Source organism: Nocardiopsis kunsanensis DSM 44524 (genome assembly GCF_000340965.1).
GTDB classification, from domain to species: Bacteria; Actinomycetota; Actinomycetes; order Streptosporangiales; family Streptosporangiaceae; genus Nocardiopsis; species Nocardiopsis kunsanensis.
This window is the reverse complement of sequence record NZ_ANAY01000002.1, coordinates 1-16,666: the sequence shown is the minus strand read 5'-3', so window position 1 is coordinate 16,666 and position 16,666 is coordinate 1. Positions and strand designations below refer to the sequence as shown.

Here is a 16,666-nt window from a genome sequence, read left to right as displayed (position 1 = left end):
GAAGGGGGAGGCACTGATGCAGACCCGTCGCGACCAGGTTCAAGCGCACTCGTTCATGGTGCGCCGGCTCTCCACGGCCATGGCCGCCGCAGACCCCGACGCGGCCGAGGCGCCGCTACGGCGCACACGCAACGGGGCCTTCATCGGTCTGGTTCTGGGGGCGCTGCTCTGTGCCGGTTTCCTGGTCTTCGGTCTCATCTTCCCCGGGGGCGCCACCAATTGGCGTACGGAGGGCACCATCGTCTCGGTGAAGGGCGGCGCCGGGCAGTACGTCTTCTCCGACGGTGCCTTGTGGCCGGTCGACAACCACGCCTCTGCCTTGCTGTTGGCCGACTCCTCCGAACCGGTGGACGTGTCCGCCGACTCTCTGGAGGGCACCAGGGTGGGAAGTCCGGTGGGCATCGCCGGGGCCCCCGACGCGCTTCCCTCCGCCGAGGCGGAGGGAACGCTCAACTGGCAGGTGTGCGCCACCACCGTGGACGCCGGGCGGGGCGACGAACCCCTGACCTCGCTGACCCTCGGACGTTCCCCCGAAGGCAGTCCGGTCGAGGACGGGAACGCCGTCCTGGTCCGAGGGCCCGGCGGAGGACACCACCTGCTCTGGGACGGTCGCCGACTGGTTCTGGACGAGGAGCACGGTGCCCTCGAGTCCTTGGGGTACGGGACGGCCGCGCCCCACCCCGTCTCGGGGGCGTTCCTGGACAGCTTGCCCGCAGGGCCCGCACTCGCCTCACCCGACATCGACGGCCGTGGTGAGCCCGGTCCGGAGATCGACGGTGCGAGGACCGGAGTGGGCCAGATCTTCCTCGTCCCGAGTGCCCAGGACGGTACCGACCAGCACTACGTGCTCACCCGGGACGGTCTCGCCCCCGTGGACGCGACCCGTGCCCACCTGCTACTGGGCGATCCGCGTACAGCGGAGCAGGCCTACGGGGGAGAGGATGTCGAACCGGTCCGGATCACCGTCTCCGAGCTGCGTGAGCACCTGGTGGACGAAGACCCGATGACGGGTGGGCTGCCCGCGACCCCGCCGCCCCTGAGCGACCCGCAGGGGGCCGCGCTGTGCACGGTCGACCGGGGAGGGGAACCCCCCGCTCTGCTGTTGGCGCCTCCCGCCGACATCACCGGACGGGCCGCACGCCCCCCGAACGGCAGCACGGACGCCTGTACCGCCCCCGACATGATCGACATCCCGTCCGGGGAAGGCGGCCTGGTCCGGGCATCCCCCGCAGGAGGCTCACCGTTGAGCGGTTCCTACTTCCTGGTCACCGACACCGGGGCCAAGTACCCGGTCCCCGACTCGGAGGCGGCCGACCTGCTGGGCTACGCACCCGGACAGGCGTCCACCGCTTCCACCGCCCTGCTGGACATGCTGCCCACAGGACCGGACCTGAGCCCGGAGGCCGCCGCCGAACCCGTCGGCGCCACTCCGGAGCCGGAGGAACCCAGTTGCCCCCAGGACTGACACGCAACAGAAACAGGAGAGATCCCCATGTCGATGATGCGCAGTACCGACCAGGCCATGCGCACCGGCCGCGACGCCATGGAGACCGCGCACGGCACGTGCAACGGCGTCTACACCACGGTCGACGCCGTGCGTGACCAGCTCGGCGGCAGCTGGCGGGGCGGTGCCGCCACCCAGTACGACACGGCGTTGGTCAAGTGGCTCGAAGAGCTGCGCCTGATCACCAATGACATGAACGACATGATCGGGATCCTCGGTGGCACCGAGCGCAACTTCCACGACATGGAGGACGAGAACCTGGTCATGGCGGACTGGATCAAGGATCTCAACCCGAACCAGGGCGACGTCGCCGCCCGCTGACCCCGGCCATGACCGCCCCCACAGACACGGGGGCCGAAGAGAGGAACCGTGCCATGAGTTTCGACGGATTCGAGATCACCTACAGCGGAGCCGACGACGCGGGGCTGGACCTGCGCAGGCAGACGGAGGTGATCGCCGAGGCGATCGAGGAGCTCGACGCCAAGGTCCGCTCCGTCAAGTCCGAGTGGGTCGGTGAGGCTGCGGACCAGTACGACGAACGTGTGGCGGCCTGGCGGCGCAACGTGGCGGACATGCGTGCGCTGTTGGGCAACGCCCAGCTCTCCCTGGGCGACATCACCGACCGTTATCGCCGAGGCGATCTCCAGGAAGCCGGCAACTGGGAAGCCCGCCGCTGACCGGACCCCACATCAGCTGCGGCACGGGGCCGGCCCCGTGCCGCGGCACCGGGCCCTGTACGGACCGCAGAGGCCGAAGGACATGAGAGGAGCGGGTCGTGTCGGAGGACAAGACCAAGGTCACCTTGGAGTACTTGCGGGAGCTCCGCGACACCAAGGTGGAGCCCTTGCGCGAGAAGGTGTCGGAGATGAAGACCCGAGCCGCCCAGAACTATCCGGAGGACGGTGGGGACTCGGGGATCAACGTGCCCTTCGGGAACGGGGAGCTCCTGCCTGCCGCACGTGATCTCTCCGCAGAGATCAGGGGAGTGCTCTCCCAGGTCACCACCTCCATCACCGAACTCGAGACGCGCCTGCTGGACATGTCCCACGGCATCCGTTACAGCGAGCTGCTCTTCGAGGAGCTGGAATCGGACGCGGAACTGGACGCCGCCCAGGTCAACCGGATCATCTCCGGAAACGCCCCTTCCGACTCCGGGGGATCCTCCTCGAGCACCGACCCGGAGGAGACCGGAGGTTCCTGACCGGCCTTCCCGTACGTGCCCGACCCGGCTGAACAGCCTTCCGTCCCCCGACGTCCGCTCTGAGGAGTTTCCATGTCCGATGAGGACCTTCCGCAGAAAGAAGGTTCCGATCCCGACGTGCCTGCTGCCGGTGGGGCGGCCGAGAGCGAGGAGATCGCGCACGCCGTCAACGTCCTCGCCGACGCTCAGGACAGTGACGGCGGCTCGGTTCCGCCGATGGGTACGGCCGAAGCGGTGCGGGAGACGAACTGGTTCACCAACTACTTCTACAACGCCGGCAACCCCCATGACGCCGACGAGTGGTTCGGGTTCGAGAGCCGGGCCTCCGACGCGGACATGCTCGGTTCGTACGAGGGGGGTTTCTCGGTCTTCTCGGGTGTCCACATCAACGAGGCGATCGAGGACACCGGCGACACGGTCTGGGGCCGCTTCAAGGAACGGATGGAAACCGTTCTGGAGGCCGCCTCCGACCCCTCCAAGGGCAGCGAGAACTACAACGGGAGCGTCCTCGCCCGCATCGTGGCCGACCTGGAGGACTTCCGCGCGTTCGCCGAAGCCAGATACCAGGAGCTCTCGGAGCTCTTCGAGACACTCAAACCGGGAAACGAGCAGTTCGAGGGCGCGGGGGCCGAGGCTCTCGCCCGGTACGTGCACACGGTCTCCCTCGAGTTCAAGAACCTGGCCGACTACATCGAACCCGCCGAGCTCGCCGTCGAAAAAGCGCGGAACGCTATCTCCAACAACTTCATCGAACCGGCTTCCACAGCCGTCGACACATGGACCAAGGACCCCGATCACGCCCCGCGGCGCCTGATCCGGACCTGGTGGGAGGAACAACGGGAGCACGTCACCCGTGAGGACGGCGTGATCAAGATCCGCGGCATGCGGACCGACGAGAAGGACACCTGGCTGACCTTCGAACAGGAGATCAAGGACCGTTGGTGGGAGGGCCTGGCGGACGTACGCACGGCCGCATCCGACGGGATCTCCGACGTCCACACCACGTACACCAGTTCATCCTCCGACATCCTGCCGTTCAGACCGGTCCCCACCTCCAGCGAGCCACCTCCCGGCGGCGGCGGTGACGGCAGCGGTGACGGCGGCGGTGACCGGAGCATGGAGGACATCTTCGACGACTATCTGAACGGTGGCGACGACGACGGTTCTGGTGGCGGCGGTCCGGATGGCGGCGACGATTCCGGTGGCCGGAGCGTCGAGGACATCGTCGACGACTACCTGAACGGCCTGGGCGCCGAGAGCGGCGGTGGCGATCTGTCCGGCAGCTCGGGCGGGGATCCGGGGGCGGGCGGCCCGGACGGTCCTCCCAGCTCCTCGGGAGAGCAGTACTCCAATGCTCTCCCGGACCCCTCCGGTTCCGGAGGTGACCTGTCCTCCTCCGAAGGAGGGGGAGCGGCCGGTGGAGAGGTGCCTCCTCCCCCTGGCGGCGGGAGCCTCGGCGGTCCTGGCGGCGGTGACCTCTCCTCCTCGTCGGACGGATCCTCCTCCTCGGGCGGAGGATCGCCGGACGGTGGAACGGGCGGTCCCGTACCGCCTCCGATGGTTCCGGGGATGGGCGGCCCGGGAGCGAGCGGAAGCGGTTCCGTGCACTCCGGACGCAGGGACCAGAACGGTGCCCCCCTCATGGGCCCTCGAGGCGAGGACGCAGACCGTTCCTCCCCGGGAGAAGTACCGGGCGGCATCGAGACGCCTTCGGACAACACGAGTGGGCGGGACGGCTCGATCCCTCCGCCGCCCAGCCCCGTCGCGACCGGGTCCGGTGACCTCGGTGGTCAGGGTGGGTTGGACTTGTCGTCCTCTGCTGGTGACGGGTTCACGGGGGATCCGGGTCGGGAGGGGTCGGAGCTGCCGGTTCCCGGGTCCGGTGACCTCGGTGGTCAGGGTGGGTTGGACTTGTCGTCCTCTGCTGGTGACGGGTTCACGGGGGATCCGGGTCGGGAGGGGTCGGAGCTGCCGGTTCCCGGGTCCGGTGACCTCGGTGGTCAGGGTGGGTTGGACTTGTCGTCCTCTGCTGGTGACGGGTTCACGGGGGATCCGGGTCGGGAGGGGTCGGAGCTGCCGGTTCCCGGGTCCGGTGACCTCGGTGGTCAGGGTGGGTTGGACCTGTCGTCATCTGCGGGAACAGGTACACCGGGCCCCGACGGGACCGAAGGTGTGAGCGGACTCGGGACCGGTGGGGAGCGGCCCTCGATCGGAGGTGGCGGTTCGGTTCTCACACCGCCGCCGGCCCCGTCCGCAGGTGACGGAACAGGTGCTTCCGGCACCGGTGAGCTCACGGCCCGGCCCGATTCCGGCTCGGCCGGTGGGACCGGAGGGGCCGACGGAAGTAGGGCACCGGGGCCGAACGGCACGGTCCCGTCGGCCGGCTTCGGCGGGGGAACGGCGCCGGACGGTCCTGGGGGAGCCCCGACAGGACAGCAGGCGGACCCGGCACAGGCGGGGGGCGGGGCCGGCACACCCATGATGCCCCCCATGATGCCGCCCGGCGCCGGCGCCGGTGCCGGTGGAGGCGGAGGCGGGGGTGCGCAGGAGCGCAGCCGCACCACGTGGCTCGCCGAGGACCAAAAGGTCTGGGGCACCGCAGCTCGGGGCGGCCCCTCCTCGTTGGGACGACCGGTCCCGGGACGCGACAAGGGAGTGAGTGGCGTTGGACATGTCTCTGCAAGCCCAGATGGAGGAGTCTCTCCGAGAGCTCCGTTCGACACAACAGCGCCTGGCGGAGGCAAGCGCAAACCTGGAGTCGGCTACCGCCGAAGCCTTGTCCAAGGATCGGATGGTCAGCGCGACGGTGAACGCGAGAGGGGAGATCGCTGACCTGAAGTTCCACACCGACAAGTACCGGTCGATGGCCCCGGCCGAACTCGCCGCGGCCGTCAAGGACGTGGTGGAACGGGCCCGGCGCGACGTGGCCCGGCAGGTCTCCGACGCCCTGGGGGACCTGGCACCAGGTGACTCCGCGGCCCGCGCGCAGGCGGTCGCCGGTGACCCCTCGGCCCTGTTGCAGGAGCTGGGTCTGGGGCCGATGGGACCGCCGCGGTGACGGTCCGCTCACGGGACGGGCACCGATCGCCCGTCCCCGAGTCCCTGCGGACGACGTGACGACACAGGACACGGAGGAGCATGCCATGACCGACCGCCTCTCGGTCGATCCGGACGCGGTGGCCAAGGACAGCGCCGGCATCGGAGAACTCGCCGAAGAGATGCGTGCCATCCAGCGGTGGCACGAGGACTCCACGGAGGCACTGGGCCGGTGCTGGGGCGAGGGTGACGCCGTGGCCAAGTCGTTCGAGGAGAACTACGTTCCGGCCCGTGACCAGTTCAGCGACTTCCTCACGGCAATGACCACCGCGCTGGAGAAGACCGAGGAAGGCCTCCTGGACACCGCCCAGCAGTACGCGCTCGACGAGCAGTACGGCCTCGACAACGCCCTGCGGCTCACCGGTGTCCAGGACAGCGGAGACGTCGGCGGGAGGCACTGACACCGATGGGAATGGAGCTGCCCTCCGAGCTGCGGAACCTGTTCATGGTCCTGACCGGGTCCGAGTGGCCCACGGCCGACGAGACGCGGCTGTGGGAGCTTGCCCAGGTCTACGGCACCACGGCGGACCGTCTGGAGGTCGATCTGCCCCAGATGGTCATCCGGATCAAGAACAGGGTCCGGGAGAACTTCGACGCCACGGCGGCGGACTTCTTCGACGAGTCGGTGGACCAGTTCACGGCCGGGGAACGCAACTACCTCGGCGAGGGCACGGCGGTGGCCCGGGAGCTCCAGGAGTACGTCCACAACGCGGGCACTCAGGTGCAGTACGCCAAGTGGACGATCATCGGCCAGCTCGTGCAACTGGCCGCAGAGATCGCGTGGGCGATCGCCATGGCTCCGTACACGTTCGGGGCCTCGATGTCCCAGATCCCGATCTTCCAGGCGATCGCGCGGACGGTCATCGGCCGGGTCATGTTCCGGCTGCTCTCGCAGCTGCTCCAGCAGATGATGATCAGCCAGTTCTTCGCGCTCACGATGGACGCGCTGATCCAGCGGATCCAGATCGACAACGGGGTCCGCGACGAGTGGGACCAGGACCTCACCGAGCAAGCGGCGCAGGGAGCAACACTCGACGCCCTGTTCGGGACCGCCGCCGCGTTCGGCGGCAAGGCGCTGTCGGACCGGTTCAATTCGCTCCTGGGCAACAACACCGGACCGGCCATCGCCCACCGGCTCGACGGCGAGTTCCCGCCAGGACACGGTCCGGGGGCGGGCGACGGTCTGCCGGAGAAGATCGGTTCGGTGATGGGCCGCAACAACGACGAGCTGTTGCGTCCGTACGGTATGGACAACACCCCGGGGTGGTCGCGTCCGGTCGACGGCGAGCGTTTCCGTACCGACATGGGGGAGGGGTTCGCCGACTCCTTCGGGGCGACGATGGGCCGCGACCAGGCACGGGAGTTCGGGGAGCGCTACGCCGACGCGTTCGCCCGCAACTGGGGCCGCAGTGGTCTCGACGACGCTCTGGACAACGTGGTGGCGACACACGGCCGTGACCTCGACCCGCGGATGCGCGACTTCCTCACCACCGGCGTTCCCAACGGGGTGCGCGACGGACTCTCCGATGTCGGCACGCACTGGAAGAACTTCCTGGCCCAGCTCGGCGGGCAAGGCATCGCCAACGCCGGCCAGGGGATGCTCAGCGAGGGTTTCTACAACCTGCTCTTCAGCGATGAGAAATCCTTCTCGATCACCTGGCTCTCAGGGGTGTCCGGCCTGGTCTCGGGCGCTCTGCAACAGTCCCTGACCCAGGGTGGGCTGCTGCTCGTGGAACACCTCGAACGGGCTGGTCTTCCCGACGGGGTCCCCCAGTCGCCCGAACCCCCGATGGGCTCGGCCTCGGACGGGGGGACGACACCCGGGGGCGGCGGGGGTTCTCCCGAGGCCTCCGGTGGACCGCAGGGGGAGGTGTCGGCCGCCGACCGTTCCCCCTCGGGCAGGGGAGAGGACGAGGACGGGGCGACCCCGGACCCGTCGCCCGCCTCACCCGAACGCGTTACCACCGAGTCCTCCGGGACGGAGGGACCGAACACCGCGCCGACCGGCTCGTCCACCGGAGCCGGCCGCGGCGGTGACCCGGACTCGGACACAGCACCGGCCCCGAACGACCACGGCCCCTACCGGCCCGCGGCCCCACCGGCGCAGGACAGCGCCTCCGATGAGGACGCTGCGACAGGGCCGGACCCCGTCGAGGACGGTGACCGCAACCCGGGCAGCGGAGCGCCGGCCGACGGCGTCCATCTCCCCGCGGACCCGGGGCAGGAAGAATCGGAGCAGGAGGAACAGGTACACGAGGCCCCGGTGCCGGCCCCGGGGAACGAGGCCGAGCCGAACGAGGCCGAGCCGGAGGACACCGGCGTCCGATCCCCGGAGGACCGCCCCTCCTCCCCGGCCGCGGACCAGAAACACGAGGACGGTCCCTCCCACCCCGTGCAGGGCGAGGTACATGCGGCGGGCGAGGACGGTCCCACTGCCGCGGGAGGCGACGGCCACGCGGACGTCGACGGCGCTCGGCCGTCCGTACCGTCCCCCGGACCCGACGGCGGTGCGGAGGGCACGGACGAGGGCGCGGTCCCTGCGTCGAGCACCGGAGGGGCAGCCCGGGACACCGGACCCGAAACGCCTGCGGGCCGGTCCTCTGAGCCGGCCGGGCCCCCTCCGCCGGTGCCCGGTGACGCCGGGGGCGGCCCGGACCGTCCCGGAGGAGCGGATTCCTCGACCACCCGATCCCCCCAGGGAGAGGACACCCTCGGCGGCAGCGGTGGCGGCCGTCCCGGCATGCCCGACCGGAGCGGGGACGAGACCGACGGCACGGTGCCGAACCCGATGGGTGGGGCCGCCCCCGTTCCGGGCACCACCCCTCACCCATCAGCCACACAGGGGCAGGAGTCCGCCGGGGACGGTCGTCGCCCAGCCGTCCACCGGCCCCGGCCCGACCCCGATGCGCCTGCCCCCGTTTCCCCGGGGCTCCGTCCGCCGGAGAACTGGCAGGACACCCGTGACGGCGCCGAGACCGCGCGTGTGGGCACACACCCCGACAGGTCGGGTGTCGACACCGACGGGGTCGAGATCCTGGACGGTTCCACCAGGGAGCGCCCGATCACCTCGGTCGCCGAACGAGGCTTCGACGTACGCCGTGTCCCCTTGTCCGACCCCGAACCCGGCGGCCCCGACCACGTCACCGAACTGACGGTCCGGATCCGTTTCGACGCCGGGGAAGGGGTCCGCCCGGAGGAAGCCGAAGCGGCGCGCCGTACCTTCCTGGACCGGGCCGAGGAGGTCCTCAACCAGCGGTACCGGCTCCCCGGCAGCGGGGACCAGTTCCACGTCCGAGTGGAACCGGTCGGCCCCGACGGTCGTCCGCACTCCGCTGCCACCTGGTCACGCGACAACCCCGACCTGCCCGGACGCAGTGACACCGCTCATTGGCGCCTCGACGACGGCGCCGACGTCTGGTTGCACGAGTTCCTGCACCGCATCGGACTCGACGACGAGTACCGCGACCCGCCCCGGGAGGAGGGCGGTCGTCCCCCCGCCGTCCTGCGGATGTCACCGGACTCCACCGCCGTGCACGAGGTCGGCGGTTACATGGACGCGCCGGGCGGGCGCGGGGGACGCCCGCCCCAGGTCCTCAACCACTACCTGGAACAGATCGAGGCCCAGGTGCGGGGGGCATCCCGTTACGATCCGCCGGCCCGGTCGGCCGACCTGCCCGAAAGCTCCCGCCGCCACCTGGCGTCTCTGCTGGACCCCGAGGGGACACGGGACGGCGCCGATACGATGGCCCTCTTCGGAGCCGTCTACGACAGGCACGTGCGCGGCAGGGACGACGACCGTGTCCGCGCCGACCTCCCGGCCCGCCTGAGGGACGAGTTCGATCGCACGGTCACCGACTGGACCGGCGACGGCCGCTGGGAGCGCGCACTCGACGCGGCCCGTGGGGCCGGGATGGAGGGGCCGCTGTCGCAGATGCCGGCGCCGGCCGTACCCGTGACCACCCAGGGGTACGGCGACCACCGGGCCGCCGCGCCCTTCTCCCGGTTCTTCGAGTCCGGCGGGAACAAGGGGCGGGGCGAGGAGAGCCATCAACTGCAGGAGCGGCCGCGACACGGCCGGAACCGCGGTGAACGCTCCGGAACGGGGGAAGGGCCCTCGAACCGCCCCCGCAGCCGGGTCCGGCCGGACCGGGACGCGTCGAACCCCGTGGGCACCGAGGAGGGCGGCACGGCGAGGAACCCCGTGGGTGCTGAGGACGGCACGACGAGGCCGGGCCGGTTGCCGGACGGAAACAGGGTCGACGACGAGACGGAACGCCTGCTGACGGAGTTCTCCCGCCCCGGTTTCACCCCCGAAGAGGGCGGATACCCCGGAGTGCGCCGGAACGGTGCCGACGTCGACGGGCTGCGTCAGCGGTTGATCGACCTCATGCACCGCGAGGGTGTGGAACCGGTGGGCGACGGATTCGGAGAACAGGTGGCCCGCCTTGTCGACAGGTCCACGGATTCGCAGCTCGAGATCCCCGTCCGCGATCGTTCCGACAGCACTGGAGCGGAACAGGGGGCGACCACCCGGCCCGAGCGCGGCCGTCTCCGAGTGAGCGCCGAACAGGTCTGGTACGACACCACCGGCAGCCCCGGTGCGCGGAGCCGCCCGGCCCACGCGGCCGAGTCGCGTGCCAAGGCCGTGGGATCCGGTTCCCAACAGTCCCGCAAAGCGGTCAACATCGCGGCACCACTGACCGTCATCGGGGAGATCGGCGGGCACGTCTCGCTGTTGTCCCCCCGGGGCAAGTTCATGTACTCCTACCGGCAGCGGGGCACCGACTACCAGACGAGCAGGGAACGCCGCCACAAACGTACGATCGACGTCGACGGAGACAGCCCCGCACGCTTCACCGGGCACCTGGGGATCAGGGCCACCCTCGACCTGGACCCGCCCCGGACCGCGGGCCCCGCCGGGAACGGACCGCGTTCGCAGCAACCCCGGGAGGCGGGCGACCGGGCGGACCGGCCGGCTCAGGGGGAGGGGGCCGAGGGCCGCCGGACCGTGGAGCACAGCGATGCACTGAACGGTGTGTTCGATGTGGTCCTGCCCGGCAGGTTGCGCACGTCCGACCAGGCAAGCGCCCCCGGCAGCTTCCGCACCGACCACGACGGCGTCCCGGTACGTGCCGCGCGCTTCTCACGTGCGTTGAAAGTCCTCCCGGGCCCCGGACCGGACCGGTTCCGGAAGCGGTTGCCGAATGTTCCACTCGATATGTCGAAACTGCACGAGAATCTGGGCCGGATGGACCTCGGCGAGGTGCTGCGCTTGCCGTACAAGGACGCCAAGGGCCGTTGGCAGTACGCCGAGATCAGCGGTGGTCCCGTCTCCTATAACCGGATCGGTCCGGAGATGTCCGGCTCGTCGTTCTCCGACACGGACAAGACCTCTTCCACTGCTCAGACCAGCGCGAGCAGGTCCAACAAGCTGGACGGCCGGATCGGCCTGGGCGCCCGCATCGGATCAGAGGGCCTGATGGTGGTCAGGGCCGGCCCGAACTTCGGCGGCGGCGGCAAGTACGCGGGCAAGTCCACGCGCAGCACCGAGCACGGGAGCGAACGTGTGCGCGGCCCCGGCGCCAAGGGCGACTCCGCCTATTACACGGTGGAGCGCAGTTACCGGGTCACGACCACCGAGGACCGGCCGGTCCCGGAACGGCCGAGGGACGGCGCGCAGGGGAACCAGGGGAACGGGGGCCGGACCGGGCCGTACACGTTGTCGCTGACCACCCTCGACCAGGTGCTGACCTCCGAGGCCTCGCAGTTGGCCCGGGCCGAGACCGGGACGGGGGAGGACAACGGCGGGGACGGCGATCGTGGCGGGAGGGCCGGAGCAGGCGAGGCCCGCAGCGGTACTCGCGGGGACCAGGACGCCCTTACCCAGCAGGGGCCCAGTACCGGTCGCCGGCACCTGGGTGATTCCGTTCCGGTCCAGGCCGAATGGAGCGACGGGCGACTCCGGGATGCCCAGCACCGGGCCCCGTTCACCGCCGTGGCGGACCGGATCCACCGCGAGGTCTTCGCCGCCCACCCCGAACTCGTCAACGACCCCGGCTCCGCGAGCGACCCCCACCGCGGGTTCTTCGGGCAGGTGTGGCGCGGCCCGGACCTGCGGGCGGCCAACACGATGGCGATCTACGAACAGGTCGAGCGGGCGGTCGCCGAATCGGACACTCTGCTGTCCGACGGTCTGCCCGTCGTCCTGCGCACCGGGGGCATGGGCAACGCCCTGACCCCCGCGGGCAGGGACGACCGTGACGGTGCCGGCTTCCTCACCGTCCGTGTGACCGGATCGCTGGAAGGGGGACGTCCGGACGGTTCCCGCAGCGACGGGTCCCTCAGCTCCGGCCTCAACGCGTGGACGTCGCAGGGGTCGGGGAAACAGGTCACCAGATCCGGCGGTGCCGACTTCTCGGGCGGGCCCCAGCTCCGTTTCGGGGAGACCGACAGTGGTCTGCCCGCGGGCATCTTCGAGGCCGGGATCAGCGGCACCTACGAGAGGGAGTCGGTCAGGCCCGCCTCCTACACCCGAAAGTCCGGTGTCCAAGCAGCTTCCACCGCGAAGGGGGACGTGGACTCCTGGATCTACGGCTTGCGGCTGCAGGCCTCGATCGGGACCGGCGCTCCCGTCGACATCACCCCGACCAGCGCGGAGGGGAACCAGAGCCGCATCCGGTTGAGGGTGGAGGGGCCGAGGACGAGCCCGCTCCCCGGCGAACCCGGGCCCGACCGCACGGCCGGGACGCCCCTCGGGAACGCCGTCAAAACACTGGAACAGGTACGGCGCTACGTTGAGGAGGCCCGCACACAGCTCGTGAACGACGAGTGGCTCGTCGGGGAACTCCCCGATCGGGTGAAGAAACTTCGGGCCGCCGAGGAGGAAGCGACCACCACGCTCGAAACGGCCCGGAAGGCCGAGCAGGCATCCACCGAGGCGGCCAGGGGAGCCGAAGAGGCCGAGAGGGCTGCCAGCGCGGCAGACACGAGACACCGGGAGGAAGTGCGTGTGGAGACCCGGGCCCGGGCGGACGCGGCCCTCGCACGGCAGGAGGCCGCGATCCGTCTCGGGCAAGCGGCCGAGGCGAAACTGAACCACGCCGACGCGCTACGTGGAGCGAGCGGCCCGCCCCAGGGACAGGACGGCGGCGACGGTCGGCCCCAGCAGCCGACCCGTCCCGCTCCGCCGGAGTTCGTCGAGGCAGGCACGGAAGGCCTCGGTCAGGACCCCGGCCGAGAGGCGGTGGACTCGGCCCGGACGGCAGCCGAGCGCAACTGGGAAGTGGCCGACGCGGCGATGCGATCGGCCTCGAACTACGCAGACCGGATCTCCGCGATGGTGGCGCAGACGCCGAGGGACACCCCACCGGACACCACCGCGACAGAGCAGGCGTGGGCAAGGGCCGACGAGGCAGTGAAGGAGACCCGTGCCCGCGCCGAGGAAGCGGACGCACAGGAGAAGGCGGCGAACCGGAGCAGGGAAGAAGCCGCGGAGCGGGCTGGAAAGGCCAGGAAGGAGGCCGTCGCATCGGCCGAACGGTCCAGGGAGGCGAGCGACGAACTGGCCGGGGCCCGAACCGTTGCTGTGGTGGCCGTTGTACAGCTTCGGCGGGCACAAAGGGACCACCGCGCCTCCGGAAGCGCTCGCGACCGGCTCGATACCGTCCGGCGAGAGTTCCGCGCCAGACAACAGGAGGAACTGGCGGCGCACCCCCGTGCCGCGGAGGACAACGGACGCCTGCGGGCCTGGGAGTTCGCCGAACAGCGCGACGCGCGCATGCGGGGGCGTACCGACCTGGACCTCGACGCCCTGCCCCACGCCCCCGGGAACACCGACGCCCGCCGGCTCGGGGAAGCCATCGAGGACGCCGTCCGCGAAGCCCCCGGATACGAGTCTTCCTCGCGTTCGGGAGAGGCCGTCGCCCAGTACCGGCGCCACTTCGGCTCGCCCAAGGCCCTGGCGGCACATTCGTCGGACCTGCACAACGGGGGCCTTCCGCTCCAGTCCCAGTTCGAGGACGGCACCTTCCAACGCGCCAACATCTCGCTCGATCTCAGAGCGGATCGCACGTCGATGCACGTCTCCGACGCGCTGCCCGACAGCGGAATCCAGCTCACGTACAAGACGGAGTCCACCCGGGCCTCCGGGGCCGGTGGCGGATCCGCCGTCAACACCAACATCGGTTTCAAGGGTGAGGGCACGCCGAACCCGTCCGACTCCCGGCACAACCGTCTGGGAGGCCAGATCGGCGTGGTGCCTTACGCGACCAAGGGGGCCCGGAGCGCGGGCGGCTCCCTGACCTTCACCGAGGAGGACGCGGTCACTCTGCCCGGAACGACCGTGAAGGTGACCGCCACCGAGAAACTGACACTCGAGTCCTCGATCCGCAACCGTTTCAACCTCGGGGCCTCTCTCCCCTACGGATCCACCGATTCCGCCCGCAGGGTTCTCGGCTCACCGACCGGAGGCTACAGCGAACAGGTCACCTCCGAGACGCGCTACCGGGCGCTCGATCTCGCGCAGAACGGTTCCCTGGCGGGCCCGCACGGCCTCGACACCGCATTGACGGACGCGCGCTCGTCGCCCCCGAGGATCGAGTTCGTGCCCGGCAACGAGGGAACCGGATACGCGCTGGACGGTATCGACACGAAGAAGACCGTCCAGGACGTCGTGTCCGCCGTACGCCGCGAAGGGTTCGAACTCACCGAGCAGAGCAAGCACGACGTCCGGGTGGCCCTCTCACCGACCAACACCCGCGGAACGAACAGGCGCCTGCAGAACGGCGGCCTGGTGCTGTCCGTCAACACGCTCGCGAGCGGGAGCGAGCGCGGATTCAGCACCGCCGGTTGGATGCGCCTGCAACTGTCCGGCGACAGTGACGGCACACCCGGCTTCGGGTCGGTCGAGTCGGGGTTCTCCTCGGCACGTACCGACTCCGAGTCCCCGGAGCAGAACAGCTCCGAGGGCAAGGAGAGAAAGCACGGATTGACCGCCGGGGTCGGAGGTGGTTTCAACCCCGTGGAGGCCACCGGAACCGATTCCGACGGGGCCCCCGTGTTCCCGTCCGACCGCTACTGGGCCGTCCCCCTCTCGGCCGGTACCGGGTGGGAGAGCGCGACCACCAAGACCGAGACGACCTCGGACACCGCTACCGAGAACACCACACGCACCATCACTGCTCCGGGGATCAACGTCACCCGGCCGATGAAGGTCCGCTTCACCCTGTCGCTGGACAACAGGGACAAGACGGTGTTGACCGGTGACGTCCACGCGGGCACCCGCCAGGAGATCGCCCAGACGGGATCGTTCCGTTTCCGCCCCGAGCAGGGCGGCACCCCGGAACCCCCGAGCACTCCGGTCCCGGCAGGGGAGCGCCGAGGGGACCTCGCCGCCGATCCCGACGCCTTCGCCCGCGCTTGGCGTGGACGGGGCGAGCGGTCGGCGCTGCCCGAGGCGATGGTCGAGGACGTGGGGCACGGCCCGATCTCGCACGCGATGCTCACGGCGCAGGCACGGGCCCTCGGCTGGGAGCCCAGCCCTGCGGACCGGTCCGACGCCGAGGCGGCCGTCGACCACCTCCGGAAGAAGAAACCCGGTGCTCGGGCCCCCGTGCTCGGCGCGGCCGCCGACGGGCAGGTCCTGCGCGAGCAGTTCGGCAAGGCGTCCAGGGGCGAGTCCGGTGCGGTCCTGATCGGCGAGGACGGCCAGGGCCCCTTCGCCGTTCCCGGCCTCGAGACCCGGATGTACACCCGTCCCGTCCCGTCGAGGGCCACCATCATCGGGGCCGGGGAGATGGAGACCGAACGCGACCACCAACACCTGCACCGCGAGGAACGTTCCGACGCGCAGGCAGGATCGACCGCGCTCAACACGGGCACGGACGTGTCCGGGATGAAGGGCGTCGACACCCCTCCTGCTTCCGATTTCCAGGAGGACTCGGTGATCGTCGGGGGCGGCCCGAGCACCGCCGGCGCCAACAGCACCGCGGCCGGCGGGGGCAAGCAGTCCTCATCGAGCATGCGCACCGAGGCGGGACCCATGCCCGAGAAGGGACGGGGGTACCTGGTCCGAGTGCCTGTCCGGGCCCTGCTCGTCGCGCGGGCCGGCTCCGGGAAGAGAACGGCCGCGGCCGAGGAGGTCGGGTCCACCGTCGATCTGTGGCTCAGCCGCGAGCAGATCACGGGACTCGGCGCTCGGGTCAGCGACCGCACGTTCGAACTGTGGGACACCGTGGCCGACTCCCAGACCGCCGCCGCCGACACCGAGAAGAAGCTCGGTTCGGCCCTGGACGGGGAGCTCGGCCTGAACCGGGACGAGAACTCCCGGATCAACACCCGCGCTGCCCTGGACCTTCTCACCTTCCCGGGAAGAGACCCCGACGTGTGGTCGCCTGAGACCTCGGACGCCGTCGGGGCGCTGCGCGACTACTTCGGTCCCGGCCCCAGAGACGGCATGGGCCGTCAGACCGCCGGGTGGGGTGACGACCGGGCGGCCGGGGACCGAGCGGCCCATGAGCACAGGAACCGGGCCGAAGCAGCCGGAAGGGCGTTGGAGGCCCTGCGGCGCGGCCAGGGCACCCGGGGAGGGCTCACCGAGGACAGGATCGATGCCTTGGAAAGGCTGTACCGGCGACGTGATGCGCTGCACGGCGCGCTGAGCGAGCACAGGCAGGCCCTGGACCGTTACTTCGACGCCTTGAAGAACGCGTCCGCCCCCGCCGTCCGGACCACCACCGGAACGACCGATCGGGCGCATGCGGCCGATCGGTCAGGAACCCCCGCACGAGCGGGCTCCAGCGCAAACAGGCAGGAACAGATGGACGAGATCTATTCCAAGGCACTCGGGACCGCCTGAACCAGACCCC

General features: G+C 70.6%; 8 protein-coding genes. All 8 read left to right on the top strand.

Annotation, left to right across the window (positions count from 1 at the left end):
• Window positions 1-16: 16 nt before the first annotated feature.
• The 8 genes from eccB (at window position 17) to D456_RS23470 (ending at window position 16,656) form a co-directional block, all read left to right on the top strand.
• Window positions 17-1,465 carry a type VII secretion protein EccB gene (eccB, locus tag D456_RS0101560; protein WP_017574388.1) on the top strand — a complete coding sequence of 483 codons (1,449 nt, stop codon included), beginning with the start codon at window positions 17-19 and terminating at the stop codon, window positions 1,463-1,465.
• A 27-nt stretch (window positions 1,466-1,492) separates the two neighbouring features.
• Window positions 1,493-1,825: a WXG100 family type VII secretion target gene (locus D456_RS0101555; protein ID WP_017574387.1), complete on the top strand. Its 333-nt coding sequence runs from the start codon at window positions 1,493-1,495 to the stop codon at window positions 1,823-1,825.
• 53 nt (window positions 1,826-1,878) lie between these two features.
• On the top strand, window positions 1,879-2,181 hold the full coding sequence (locus D456_RS0101550) for a WXG100 family type VII secretion target (RefSeq protein WP_017574386.1): 303 nt from the start codon (window positions 1,879-1,881) through the stop codon (window positions 2,179-2,181).
• A gap of 98 nt (window positions 2,182-2,279) precedes the next feature.
• Window positions 2,280-2,705 carry a hypothetical protein gene (locus D456_RS0101545; RefSeq protein WP_017574385.1) on the top strand — a complete coding sequence of 142 codons (426 nt, stop codon included), beginning with the start codon at window positions 2,280-2,282 and terminating at the stop codon, window positions 2,703-2,705.
• Window positions 2,706-2,777: 72 nt separating this feature from the next.
• On the top strand, window positions 2,778-5,537 hold the full coding sequence (locus tag D456_RS27360) for a hypothetical protein (protein ID WP_026115479.1): 2,760 nt from the start codon (window positions 2,778-2,780) through the stop codon (window positions 5,535-5,537).
• Window positions 5,437-5,763: a YbaB/EbfC family nucleoid-associated protein gene (locus D456_RS0101535; protein ID WP_239643754.1), complete on the top strand. Its 327-nt coding sequence runs from the start codon at window positions 5,437-5,439 to the stop codon at window positions 5,761-5,763. The genes D456_RS27360 and D456_RS0101535 overlap by 101 nt, the downstream gene beginning before the upstream one ends.
• An 85-nt stretch (window positions 5,764-5,848) precedes the next feature.
• The gene (locus D456_RS0101530; protein WP_017574383.1) at window positions 5,849-6,202 is read left to right on the top strand and encodes a hypothetical protein; all 354 of its coding nucleotides are present in this window, start codon (window positions 5,849-5,851) and stop codon (window positions 6,200-6,202) included.
• An 11-nt stretch (window positions 6,203-6,213) separates the two neighbouring features.
• A complete protein-coding gene (locus D456_RS23470; RefSeq protein WP_017574382.1) occupies window positions 6,214-16,656 on the top strand; it encodes a WXG100-like domain-containing protein in 10,443 nt (3,480 codons plus the stop codon).
• The last annotated feature ends 10 nt before the right edge of the window (window positions 16,657-16,666 follow it).

Bases quoted from the DNA above. Each gene is read 5' to 3' on its own strand.
- D456_RS23470 (WP_017574382.1), top strand. From the start codon at position 6,214: ATGGAGCTGCCCTCCGAGCTGCGGAACCTGTTCATGGTCCTGACCGGG.
- D456_RS0101530 (WP_017574383.1), top strand. From the start codon at position 5,849: ATGACCGACCGCCTCTCGGTCGATCCGGACGCGGTGGCCAAGGACAGC.
- eccB (WP_017574388.1), top strand. From the start codon at position 17: ATGCAGACCCGTCGCGACCAGGTTCAAGCGCACTCGTTCATGGTGCGC.
- D456_RS0101555 (WP_017574387.1), top strand. From the start codon at position 1,493: ATGTCGATGATGCGCAGTACCGACCAGGCCATGCGCACCGGCCGCGAC.
- D456_RS27360 (WP_026115479.1), top strand. From the start codon at position 2,778: ATGTCCGATGAGGACCTTCCGCAGAAAGAAGGTTCCGATCCCGACGTG.
- D456_RS0101550 (WP_017574386.1), top strand. From the start codon at position 1,879: ATGAGTTTCGACGGATTCGAGATCACCTACAGCGGAGCCGACGACGCG.